Source organism: Bradyrhizobium sp. MI1.3, assembly GCF_055811695.1.
Window position 1 is genome coordinate 23,320 of sequence record NZ_JBVVPQ010000069.1, and the last position, 12,010, is coordinate 35,329.

Below are 12,010 nucleotides of genomic sequence, written 5' to 3' on the forward strand. Positions count from 1 at the left end.
CGCACCATTGCCGGGCGGAGCGTAAGGCATGATCGTCGACGCTCACCAGCATTTCTGGGATCCCGCGCGCGCCGACTATCCCTGGATGGACGCGCCCGAGCTCACGCCGCTCCGGCGTGCCTTCGGTCCGGCCGATCTCGCGCCGCTCTTGAAAGCCAACGGCATCGACGCGAGCATCCTGGTGCAGTGCCGCTCCGCACTGGCGGAGACCGAGGAATTTTTGCGGATCGCGCATGCGACGCCGTCAGTGATTGGCATCGTCGGCTGGGCCGATCTGACCGACGCTGAACTTGGCGAGACGCTGGAGCAGTTGCGTGCTTCGCCCGGCGGCGACAAGCTGGTCGGCATCCGCCACCAGGTCCATGACGAGGCCGACCCGGATTGGCTGTTGCGCGAGGACGTCCAGCGCGGCCTCACGGCCGTGTTCGCGCACGATCTCGCCTACGATTTCCTGGTCCGCACCCGCGAGCTGCCGGCCGCGATCGCAACCGCACAAGCGTTCCCGCAGGCGCGCTTCGTGCTCGACCACGCAGCCAAGCCGCCGATCGCCGATGGCGGAAGCACTGAATGGTCCAATGGCATCGCGGCACTCGCGGCCTGCGGCAATGTCTGGTGCAAGGTCTCGGGGCTGGCGACGGAAGCGGTGTGGAGCGACTGGAATGCGGAGCGGCTGTTTCCATTCGTCGCGCACGCCGCGACCTGCTTTGGCGAGAATCGCCTGATCTTCGGCTCGGACTGGCCGGTATGTTTGCTCGCGGGAAGCTATGGCGAGATCAAGGGCGCGCTGGAGGCGTGCCTGATGGAGCTCGGGCCGCAGGTGAGGGAGAAGGCGTTCGGCGTGAATGCCAAGGCTGCGTATCGGCTGGCGGTGAGCTGAAGTCGCCAGCGCGTGTCGCTCAGTGTTCGTCCCCGAACACCCGATCCAGCGCCGCATCGTACGTCGTCTGCACCAGCTCCGGATGCAGCTTCGCCAGCGCCTCCATCATCACGCCTGAGTTGATCTCGAGCACACGCCAGACGCCGTCGACGTGCACGAGGTCGATCGATGCGAAGGTGATGCCGATGGCATTGGCGGCATCGATGGCGAGCTTTGCGCAGGCTGCGCGTAGATCGTCGTCCCGCATCAGCACGGGCGTTGCACCCGCATCGAGATTGTGCCGCCAATCCGGGCCAAGCTGCTTGCTGTAGACGACGAGTGGCACATCGTCGAGCAGGACCACGCGAACTTCATCCTCGATCACGACATAGGGTGAGATCACGAGTCCGGCGCTCATCGAAAAGGCTTCGCCAACCGCATGATCGAGCTCTGTTTCCGTCGTTACCCTGAAGACGGATCGTCCCGACGTCCCGTCGTTCGGCTTCACGACCACGCCTTGCGGATTGTCGTGAAGCAATGCCAGCATGGTCTCTCGCCAGGCGACGCCGACAACCTTCTCGCCCAACTTCGGATTGAGGAAGAGGCGATGGGGAATGCAGGGCACGCCCTCGAGCGCCAGCACCTCGGCGGCGGCCGATTTGTCGTTGGCCAGGCGGTGCGCGATGGCGCTGTTGAGGCCGATGTCGTAGCCGAACGCGAAGTGGCGCTGCTCGCCCCGGCGCATCGCGAGCAGCCAGCCATCGGCGCGGACATCGAGCGCGATGCCATGGGTCGCGCAATAGCGCTTGATCGCCTGCACGAAGATCCGCTCGCCGCTCGCCATGTGTCTCAGTCGCCAGTGCCAGTCGTCAGTTCCAGTCGATCTTGGCGCCAAAAGCCGCAAAAATCCGGGAAACGGCGCCAAACGGGGGTGAAATCAGAGCTATTCTTAATGAAATTCTCGCGAGCACTACGGAAATTAAGTGCTGTATTCGAGCCCCGGAGGGAAAAGAAATTGCCCTCCGCATGCGCCGGACAGCAGATCCATTAATGGTGTGACCATTTCCGCCGCAAATGCCGGTTTGCCGGCATCAATTGCATCCGGAACGAGGTTGATTATTGGTCTCAATGGCGTAGATCACACTCGCGAAATCCTCCGCCATGGCAATGGTGTCCGCTCCGCTTTCAGGGGCCGGGCAACGCTTTTGCCCTAAAACCGCAATTATTCGGAATATCGAAAATCATGAGCGCGTTTTACCGAGAGAAGGTTCTTTCCGTCCAGCACTGGACCGACACCCTGTTCAGCTTTCGCGCGACCCGGGATTCCGGCTTCCGCTTCCAGAACGGCCAGTTCGCGATGATCGGCCTCGAGGTTGAGGGCCGTCCGCTGCTCCGCGCCTACAGCATGGCGAGCGCCAACCACGAGGAAGAGCTCGAGTTCTTCTCGATCAAGGTTCAGGACGGCCCGCTGACGTCGCGTCTCCAGAAGATCAAGGAAGGCGACACCATCCTGGTCGGCCGCAAGGCGACCGGCACGCTGATCACCGACAACCTCATCCCCGGCAAGCGGCTGATGCTGCTCTCGACCGGCACGGGCTTGGCGCCCTTCGCCAGCCTGATCAAGGACCCCGAGGTTTACGACCAGTTCGACAGCATCGTGCTGGTGCATGGCTGCCGTCAGGTCTCCGAGCTCGCCTATGGCGAGAAGCTCGTCGCCGGTCTTCGCGAGGACGAACTGTTCGGGGAGTTGCTTGCGGACAAGCTCATCTACTACCCGACCGTGACCCGCGAGCCGTTCAAGAACCGCGGCCGCATCACCGATCTCATCAGCTCCGAGCAGATCTTCAACGACATCGGCCAGGGTCCGCTCGACATTGCGACCGACCGCATCATGATGTGCGGCAGCCCGGCGATGCTCGAAGAGCTGAAACTGATGTTCGAGGGCCGCGACTTCGTCGAGGGCTCCGGCAACAAGCCCGGCCATTTCGTGATCGAAAAGGCCTTCGTCGAGCGGTAGGCCCTCTCGGCGTCGTCCTGGCGAAAGCCAGGACGCTTGCCTGGGTAAAGCACCTTGACCGGTTAATGGCCATCCATTCCGGGCTCTGCTGCACCGCAGCAGCCCGCCCATCGGGCTGATTGATTTGTCCCCGCCGAATTCGCTAGCCTGAAACAACCGCCGCGTCATATCCGTATGACAGGCGCGGGCGTATCGTACCGCCTCATGCTGGCGAGAGGATGGGAATCGTGGCCGACGAGAATAAGACGCAGGAATCGCCTCACTTATCGGCCAACGTATCCGCCAAACGGCTGCCGCTGGTGGAAGAGGGGATCATGGAAACCCTGCTGCTGCCATTCTCCCCGCGCTTCATCGTCCTGACGATCTGCGCGGTGGTCACCGCGCTGCTAATCGGCATCGGCATCGCCGACCGCAAGATCTTCGACATCCTGCTGATCCCGATTCTGATCTTCGGCGCGTTGACGCTGCTGGGCGTCCGCGACCTCATGCAGAAGGGCCACGCCGTCCTGCGCAACTACCCGATCTCGGCGCATATCCGCTTCCTGCTCGAAGAAATTCGCCCGGAGATGCGGCAGTATTTCTTCGAGAGCGAGAAGGACGGCATGCCGTTCTCGCGCGACATTCGTGCGGTGGTCTATCAGCGCGCCAAGATGCAGCTCGACAAGCGTCCGTTCGGCACCCAGGAGGACGTCTACCGCGAGGGCTACGAGTGGATGCATCATTCGGTGTCGCCGAAGGCGCATGCCGAGGAGAAATTCCGCGTCACCATCGGCGGACCGGATTGCGCCAAGCCGTATTCGGCTTCGGTGTTCAACATCTCCGCGATGAGTTTTGGCGCGCTCAGCCCGAACGCCGTGCGCGCGCTGAATGCCGGCGCCAAGAAGGGCGGCTTCGCGCACGACACCGGCGAGGGCGGCTTCAGCCCCTATCACGCGGAGATGGGCGGCGACATCATCTGGGAGATCGGTTCGGGCTATTTCGGCTGCCGCCATCTCGACGGCGCCTTCGATCCCGAAGCCTTCGCGCGCGTCGCGAGCCAGGACCAGATCAAGATGGTCGAGCTCAAGATCAGCCAGGGCGCCAAGCCCGGTCATGGCGGCGTGCTGCCGGCGGCGAAAGTCTCGGAGGAGATTTCCAAGATCCGCGGCGTCGCGATGGGTGAGGATTGTATCTCGCCGGCCTCGCATCGCGCCTTCTCGACACCTGTCGGCATGATGCAGTTCATCGGCGAGATGCGAAAGCTCGCCGGCGGCAAGCCGACCGGCTTCAAGCTGTGCATCGGCCATCCCTGGGAATTTTTGGCGATCTGCAAGGCAATGATCGAGACCGGCATCTATCCTGACTTCATCGTGGTCGACGGCAACGAGGGCGGCACCGGCGCCGCGCCGCTCGAGTTCATGGACCATTTGGGCATGCCGATGCGGGAGGGCGTCAATTTCGTCCACAACGCTCTGATAGGCATCAACGCACGCGACCGCATCAAGATCGGCGCCTCCGGCAAGATCGCCACCGCGTTCGACATGGCACGTGCCATGTCGATCGGTGCGGACTACTGCAATTCGGCACGCGGCTTCATGTTCTCGCTCGGCTGTATCCAGTCGCTGAGCTGCCACACCGACCGCTGCCCGACCGGCGTCGCGACGCAGGACCCGACGCGTGCGCGTGCGCTCTATGTGCCGCTCAAGATCGACCGCGTGCACAATTATCACCTTGCGACGCTGCACTCGCTGACCGAGCTGATCGCCGCGGCCGGTCTCGAACATCCGCAGCAGCTGCGCCCGATCCATTTCTCGCAGCGCACCTCGACGACGGACGTGAAATCGTTCGCGCAGCTTTATCCGTCGCTGCGTCCGGGCGAACTGCTCGAAGGCACCGAAGACCCGCGCTTCCGCGACGCCTGGCGGATGGCGCGGACAGAGACGTTCCAGCCGGCGCTGTAGGCGCCGGTCCACTTGCAAGGCCGCAGGCCCCGCGCGCAAAAGCATCGCAACGAGGACTGCGTTTAACGTTTGGTTCAACTTTGGGTGTAGATTGTCGCCGTGGATGAGCGGCGCGACAAGGCAAGGCATCGCGTGCTGAAGGCCGGAACGATCGAGTTCGGCGGCGGCGGCGCGATCGACTGCACCATCCGCAACCTGTCCGATACCGGCGCCGCGCTCGACGTCAGCAGTCCCGTCGGTATCCCCGACCATTTCAGCCTGTTCGTCCAGGCCGACGGAACACATCTCGCCTGCACCGTGATCTGGCGCAAGGAAAAGCGGATCGGGGTGAGGTTCGGGTGAGGGCTCCAGCGCACTAGGCCGGGACGACGTGAAGCTTAGTGCGGCGATCTGCATTTCAACACGTCGCCGCTCGCTCACCCCGTTTCTACTTCGCTCCGCCGGCTCGCGAGAATCTTGTCGATCCTCCGTCCGTCGAGATCGACCACCTCGATGTGCCAGTCGCCGAAGTCGAAGGCGTCGCCGACATCAGGCAGCACGTTGAACTGTTGCAGCACGAGGCCGGCGACGGTGTTGTAGCGGTGCGGCGGCAGTTCGATGCCGAGCAGCTCGCCGAATTCGTCGACCGGCATCCAGCCTGAGACCAGCAGCGAATCGTCCGCGCGCTTGACGTAGGCCGGTTCCGGTGGGCCTTCCTCGGAATGGAAGGCGCCGACGATCGATTCCAGAATGTCAGCCGTCGTCACGATGCCTTCGAAGGCGCCGTATTCGTCGTAGACGAGGCCCACATGCACCGGCGCAGCCTTCAGGATCGCCAGCACGTCGCGGGCATCGGCTGAGGCGGGAATGCCGGGCGCCTCGCGAACCAGCACGCGCAAATCCGGCGTGCGCTCGTTCATGAAGGCGACCAGCAGGTCCTTGGCCTGGAGCACGCCAATCGGCTTGTCGCGGTCGCCGTCGGAGACGGGAAAGCGTGAATGCGGACTCTTGGCGATGGTCGCTCGAATGCTCTCCGGCGTATCATTCAGGTCGATCTCGTTGACCTCCGTGCGCGGCGTCATGATCGCGCCGACCGGCCGATCGCCGAGCCGCATCACGCCCGCAATCATCTCCTTTTCACCTGACTCGAGCACGCCCGCGCTTTCGGCTTCGCTGACGAGATGATGGATCTCGTCTTCCGAGACCTTCTCTTCGGACTTGCCGCCATGGCCGAGCAGCGTGAGGATCAGCTTGCCGGAGAGATCGAGCAGGAAGACCAGCGGCAGCGAGACCTTCGCAAGCACGTGCATCGCGGGTGCAACCCTGACCGCGATGCTCTCGGGGTCACGCAGCGCCACCTGCTTCGGCACCAGCTCGCCGACGATCAGGGTGGCGTAGGTGATGAGCGTGACAACCAGGCCCACGCCGACGATGTCGGCAATTCCTGCGGACAGGCCGAGCTCGAGCAGCCATTGCGTCAGCCGCTGTCCGAGCGTCGCGCCCGAGAACGCGCCGGAGAGGACGCCGACCAGTGTGATCCCGATCTGCACCGTCGAGAGGAATTTGCCGGGATCGGCCGCGAGCGTCAGCGCCCGCTCGGCGCCGCGGACGCCCTTGGCGGCGAGCATCGACAGCCGGGCCGGACGTGACGAGACCACGGCCAGCTCGGACATGGACAGCAAGCCGTTGATGACGATCAGGACGACGACGATGGCGAGTTCGGCGGAGAGCATTGATGTTCCGAGGTAATGGAGTGTGGCGCGGATGGCGACACAGGCCTTGATATAGGTATTCGGGGGAGAAATGCCGACGATTCTGTCGTATCCGGCATCGCGAAGGAACTTCGGCGACACCGTCCGGAAGGCACTCGAAGCCCAATACTCCGCGGAACTACGGGCATGCCGTTGCTTAACGGGCTCTTAGCGGCAACCGGCTAAGTTTTCGGCATTTGCAGGAATGTATTCGGGGGATCAGATGCGGATCGGGAAGCTCTTTGCGCTGTCGATGCTGACGGTGACGGTTTTTGCAGTCATCCTTGGCGCCGAGGTGCTGATACCCCAGGCGCGCATCTTCGCGAACCGCTCCGACGCGATCAAGACGGTCGACGCCTTTGGTGCGACCCTGACGGTCAGTCAGCACATTGCTAGCCTTCGTGCCCCCTACATTTCCCCGATTTTCCAGGAGAACGCTGCGACCCAGGTCCAGATCGAAGCCGCCGCGAAGGCGGCGAAAGCGGTCGATGTCGCGTTCGAGGGGGCAAGGCGCGCCATCATGGTGCTGGATGATTCCGGGCCAATGATCGAAAACCTGGACCGTACCGCGCGGCGGCTCAAGGATATCACCACCGCGGCAGATCGCGCGATGAGCGTTCCGCTGGCGACGCGCGACAGCGCTGCGATCAAGGGCTTCCTTCCGGGCGTTGCCGAGGTCATCGGCAATATCGAGCCGATCATGAACCGGCTCGAAGCGAAGGTCATCAATGCCGATTCCTCGCTTGCGGCACTGTTGAGCCTGGCGCGAACGGCGCAGGATCTGCGCGTCTCGGCCGGTAGCCGCGCCGCCTCGCTGTCGCCGGCGCTGAGCGCACGCCGACCGCTCACGGCGGTCGAATTCTCGCTGATGGATCGGATGCAGGGACGTGTCGAGGCCGACCGCGAGCGCATCGAGGCCGGCATCGACCAGCTCGGAAGCCCGCCCCGCATCGCCAGCGCGCAGAAGGCGGCGACGGATTCTTATTTCGGGAAAGCAGCGCTCATCGTGGACAAGGAGATGCCCGCGGCACGTGGCGACGGCAAGTACGGCATCAACGCCGAAGAGTTGGCCAACGTCATCGTACCCGCCATCCAGATGTTCTACGGCGTGCGCGATGCCGCCTTGGTCGAAGCTGCCGAGCGCGCCTCGGCCGCGCGCGACGGCGCGCTTGCGATGCTCGCGCTCGCGGGCGTGGCGGTGCTGGCGTTGCTGGGGACACTCGCTGGCGTGACCATGATGCTGCGCCGGCGCGTGGTGACGCCGCTGGGCCGGCTCGCGGACGTGATCGCAACGCTTGCCGCTGGGCAGCACGAGGTCGAGATTCCCGTGACCGGCCGCAATGACGAGATCAGCCAGGTGGCGGGATCGCTCCAGCACTTCAAGGACTCGCTCTCCGCCAAGAAGGCGGCCGACGAGGCCGCCGCGGTCGAAGCCGAGGCAAAACTCCGGCGCAGCCAGCGCATGGACCAGATCGCGCGCGATTTCGAAGCGTTGATCGGCGACGTCATCAACACTGTGTCGTCGGCATCGTCGGAGCTGGAAGTGTCGGCGGGAACGCTGACGAGTACCGCCGATCAATCGGAAAAGGTCACCGCGACGGTCGCGGCCGCCTCCGAACAGGCCTCCACCAACGTGCAGACCGTTGCCGCCGCCGCGGAGGAAATGGCGTCCTCGGTCGACGAGATCGGCCGTCAGGTCCAGGATTCCGCGCGGGTGGCCAGCGAAGCGGTGCAGCAGGCCGCGCGGACCAACGACTATGTCGGCGAGCTCGCCAAGGCTGCCGGCCGGATCGGCGACGTGGTCGAGCTCATCAGCCAGATCGCGGGCCAGACCAATCTTCTGGCGCTCAATGCAACGATCGAGGCGGCGCGCGCCGGCGAGGCCGGGCGCGGCTTCGCCGTGGTCGCCTCCGAGGTCAAGGCGCTGGCCGAGCAGACCGCCAAGGCCACCGGCGAGATCAGCCAGCAGATCACGGGAATCCAGAGCGCGACGGAGGATTCCGTCGGCGCCATCAAGTCGATCGGCGACACCATCACCCGGATGTCCGAGATCGCATCGGCGATCGCCTCCGCAGTCGAGGAGCAGGGCGCGGCGACGCGGGAGATTTCCCGCAACGTGCAGCAGGCGGCACGCGGCACCCAACAGGTCTCCGCCAGCATCGTCGACGTGCAGCGCGGCGCGAGCCAGACCGGATCGGCCTCCTCCACCGTGCTGGCGTCAGCGAAGTCGCTGTCCGGCGAGAGCAGCCGTCTCAAGGTCGAGGTCGGGAAGTTCCTGGATGCGATCCGGGCCGCGTAACAAGGTCATTGTGGAGGGAAGCGGCTTCACCTAGGCTTGCACCACCGGGGATGTCGCAGCCTCCCCGTGAAGTGGTGATCCCACGCAAGCGCTGCTCGCTGATGCTTGGAGCGAGCAATGGATGGGATCACAATCGAACTACCGCTTTTCCTGTTGGCCACTTTCGCCGGCGCGTTCGTCGCCGGCCTCTCCGGCTTTGCCTTCGGCCTCGTTGCTGCATCGCTGTGGCTTTACGTGCTGACGCCGCTTCAGAGCGCCAGCCTGATCGTCGGCTTCGGCCTCCTGGTGCAGGGCTACTCGGTCTGGAAGCTGCGCAGTGCGCTCGACTGGCGCCGGCTATGGCCTTTCATGATCGGTGCCGTCGTGGGCGTGCCGGTCGGCGTGTCACTCCTGACCTCGGCCGATCCCAAGAGCGTCCGCATCGCGGTTGGGGTGATCCTGATCGTCTACAGCCTCTACGCGTTCTTCAGGCCGCAGCTCAAGGTCGCTACAATCGTGCCGCCGGCCGCCGACATGACGATCGGTTTCGTCAACGGCCTGCTCGGCGGCCTGACCGGTCTCGCCGGCATCATCATCACCATCTGGTGCAATCTGCGCGGCCTACCCAAGGACGTCCAGCGCGCCACCTTCCAGCCCGTCGCGGTCGTGGTGTTTGCCACGGCGGCGCTGCTTCTGGGCGCCAAAGGGGCGCTCACGCTCGACACCGCAAAGCTGTTCGCGCTCGGCCTGCCGTTTCTCTTTGCGGGAACGTGGCTCGGGCTGAAACTGTTCGGCCGCATCGACGAGGCCACGTTCCGCAAGATTGTGCTTGCGCTGCTGTTCGTCTCGGGCGTCGCGCTGCTGTTCTGAGCCGCGCTCAGAACTCGCCGTGCAGCCGTCCCGAGAATACCGACACTGGGCCGCGATCAGCGTTGTATGCGGGGTTGACGATCAGCTGGTAGTCGGCGGTGAGGGTGAGATTCTTGTTCAGCGCATAGGCGTAATAGGTTTCGAGGATGCGCTCGCGGCGGTAGTTGAGCGCGCCATCGCCGATGAGAACACCGAGGCCGCCGGCGGCCAGGAAGTCGCGATAATCCTGCGAGATGGCATTGATGGCGCCGCCGACGCCAATCACGTCATCGGGCCGGCCCCATTTCGTGCCCTTGATCGAAAGACCACCGGACAGGCTGCGGTGAATGTCGGTGAAGGCCAGCGTCTCGGTCTTGCCGTCATTCCAGCTCCAACGGCCGAACAGACCGACATCCTCGGTGATCGCCTGCTCGAGGTTGAGCACGTAGCCATACTTCAGACGGCCGCGCCGGGTCTGCGCAATGTCGAGATTGAGCGCCGGATTGTTCAGCGTCTCGCGGAAGCTGCCCATATTGGCGCTGTCGAGCCAGCCTATGGTCCTGAGCTTGCCGGGCTGGCCAAGCAGCGAGAAGCGCGTTTCGAGCTCGAGCACGTACTGGCCGCGCTCGCCGACCCTGGTGTCGAAATGATTCGAATTGGACTCGGCGACCATCAGGAAGTAGCCGCCGCGCAACGCCCACTGCTTTTGGTTCAGCTCGGCGGTGACGCCGTAGGTGAGGCCAACCTTGTCGGCGGAATAGTCGAAGGCGCCTGGCGCCCACAGCGACCAGTTCATGAAGTCCTTGCGGGTGTCCTTGGCGTAGGCGTTGCCGTCGAACACGTCGATCACGGGGAATTTGCCGGCCTGCACCGTGAGCCTGGAAACGTCGACCTTCTGTCCGAGCTGCAACTGGCCGCTCGCGAGCTCTTCCTGCTCGCCGCCAAAGCCAAACGTCTGGCGCACGAACAGGCGCGAGGTGTTGTAATGCGGATAGGGAAAGTTCGACTTCTGCGCTTCGCCATTCGGGAAGCCGGCCGCACCGACGGTGTCGTTCAATCCAAATCCCTGCAGCAGTTCGGGATTGTAATAGACCTCGCCGCCGTCCCACAGCTTTGCGTTCAGGAACAGGCTGTTGCTCCAGGTCGCCTTGGCCTGCCGTGATGGCGAGAGCGAGTTCGGCCCGGTGTAGAGGGCGGGGAACGAAGGATAGCCTTGCGGCAGATACGTGCTCTGGCCGTGGATCTCCCAGCGATCCGATTCCGTGTCGATCAGCGAGCCGATTCCCGAGCTCTTGGGATTGTAGCTCGGCATGCCCGGCCAATCGACCTTGCGGTTGAGGCCAAGCCGGACCGACTGGAAGTCGAGCGATGAAGAATTGTATTGGGCGCCCGTGGAGAAGGCGACATTGCCGCCGTCGAAGCGGCTGTAGAGATATTCGACCCGTGCGCTCCAATGCGGCGCGAAACCGTATTCGATGCCAGCACCCGCGATCCAGCCGGGCCGCGTGTTCAGGATTTTCGGGACTGCTTCGCCTGCGGCCGGCGTGTCGAAATAGCGCTCACCCATCCAAGCAAAGCCGCCGGTGGCATAGACCAGCCATGGACCGCTGGTGTAGCCGAGGCGCCCGCGCACGCTCGCGGTGTAGTCCCATTGCTGCGTGACGGTGTTGGCGGGTGTCGCCAGGACGGAAACGATCGAGTTGGAGGTGATGTAGTTCGGAAAAGAAAAATCCCCTTCGACGCCGAGAAGCCAGCCGGAATTGAGACGGTAATTGTAGCCGGCCTGCACGCCGCCGATCATGCCGCTGAAGACGCCGCTGTCGTTGATGCCGGTGCCGTCGTTCAGCGCGGAGCGCGACGAGCCGAGGCTGTAGCCGGCATGCGCACCGATGTAGAGGCCGGTCCAGTCATAGACGGCCTTCAGCGCTGGTGCCTTCAGCGGCAGATCAGCCGCGCGGCTGGCGGCGGGCAAAGCCAAGACGCCCGAGGCAATCGCCGCGGCCGTCCGCAAATACCTGTAACGGTGACCCCTCAACGTCAAAACGCACGCCCCCAAAGCGAGTGTGTCCACTCGCCGCACTATCCCTGCCGATTCGCGGCGACCCTGTCATCAGGATTAGGTGCTCCGCGATCGAACGAGATGATCTCGATCCGGCCCGATTTCTTCCCAAGCTCCTGAGCCTGTTGCGAACCTTATTGCGATTAATTCGCAATAGCAACTGATGCGGATTGCCGCAGAGGATGGTTCGCACCGCTCTGTGACGGGACTGCAACAAATTCCGAGGCGCAAAAACAGTTGACCCCGCCCGGGGGGGCATCCGGGGGGGGTCGGGGGCCCGA

9 protein-coding genes are annotated in these 12,010 nt (G+C 64.0%); 6 read left to right on the forward strand and 3 right to left on the reverse strand.

Going from position 1 to position 12,010, the window contains the following annotated elements; genetic code table 11:
* Positions 1-28: 28 nt before the first annotated feature.
* Positions 29-877 carry an amidohydrolase family protein gene (locus AC0L3A_RS32820; RefSeq protein ID WP_354127000.1) on the forward strand — a complete coding sequence of 283 codons (849 nt, stop codon included), beginning with the start codon at positions 29-31 and terminating at the stop codon, positions 875-877.
* Positions 878-896: 19 nt separating this feature from the next.
* Here the strand turns inward: AC0L3A_RS32820 and AC0L3A_RS32825 are convergent, their stop codons facing one another.
* Positions 897-1,700 carry an ATP-grasp domain-containing protein gene (locus AC0L3A_RS32825; protein ID WP_354126999.1) on the reverse strand — a complete coding sequence of 268 codons (804 nt, stop codon included), beginning with the start codon at positions 1,698-1,700 and terminating at the stop codon, positions 897-899.
* A gap of 399 nt (positions 1,701-2,099) precedes the next feature.
* On the opposite strand from AC0L3A_RS32825, the gene AC0L3A_RS32830 reads away from it, so the two are divergent.
* From AC0L3A_RS32830 to AC0L3A_RS32840, 3 genes are all read left to right on the forward strand, one after another.
* Positions 2,100-2,873 carry a ferredoxin--NADP reductase gene (locus AC0L3A_RS32830; RefSeq protein ID WP_007597827.1) on the forward strand — a complete coding sequence of 258 codons (774 nt, stop codon included), beginning with the start codon at positions 2,100-2,102 and terminating at the stop codon, positions 2,871-2,873.
* 218 nt (positions 2,874-3,091) lie between these two features.
* Positions 3,092-4,813, forward strand: coding sequence for an FMN-binding glutamate synthase family protein (locus AC0L3A_RS32835; protein WP_354126998.1), 1,722 nt, complete (start codon positions 3,092-3,094; stop codon positions 4,811-4,813).
* A gap of 99 nt (positions 4,814-4,912) precedes the next feature.
* Complete coding sequence (locus AC0L3A_RS32840) at positions 4,913-5,155, forward strand: PilZ domain-containing protein (protein ID WP_007597823.1); 243 nt, start codon at positions 4,913-4,915, stop codon at positions 5,153-5,155.
* 74 nt (positions 5,156-5,229) lie between these two features.
* Here AC0L3A_RS32840 and AC0L3A_RS32845 read toward each other — a convergent pair whose 3' ends face one another.
* Positions 5,230-6,525: a hemolysin family protein gene (locus AC0L3A_RS32845; protein ID WP_219679107.1), complete on the reverse strand. Its 1,296-nt coding sequence runs from the start codon at positions 6,523-6,525 to the stop codon at positions 5,230-5,232.
* Between the two features lie 241 nt (positions 6,526-6,766).
* Between AC0L3A_RS32845 and AC0L3A_RS32850 the strand changes: the two genes are divergently transcribed.
* The gene (locus AC0L3A_RS32850) at positions 6,767-8,842 is read left to right on the forward strand and encodes a methyl-accepting chemotaxis protein (RefSeq protein WP_354126997.1); all 2,076 of its coding nucleotides are present in this window, start codon (positions 6,767-6,769) and stop codon (positions 8,840-8,842) included.
* Positions 8,843-8,959: 117 nt separating this feature from the next.
* Positions 8,960-9,691, forward strand: a complete 732-nt coding sequence (locus AC0L3A_RS32855; RefSeq protein WP_354126996.1) for a sulfite exporter TauE/SafE family protein — start codon at positions 8,960-8,962, stop codon at positions 9,689-9,691.
* 7 nt (positions 9,692-9,698) lie between these two features.
* Here AC0L3A_RS32855 and AC0L3A_RS32860 read toward each other — a convergent pair whose 3' ends face one another.
* A complete protein-coding gene (locus AC0L3A_RS32860; RefSeq protein WP_354127109.1) occupies positions 9,699-11,681 on the reverse strand; it encodes a carbohydrate porin in 1,983 nt (660 codons plus the stop codon).
* Positions 11,682-12,010: the final 329 nt, after the last annotated feature.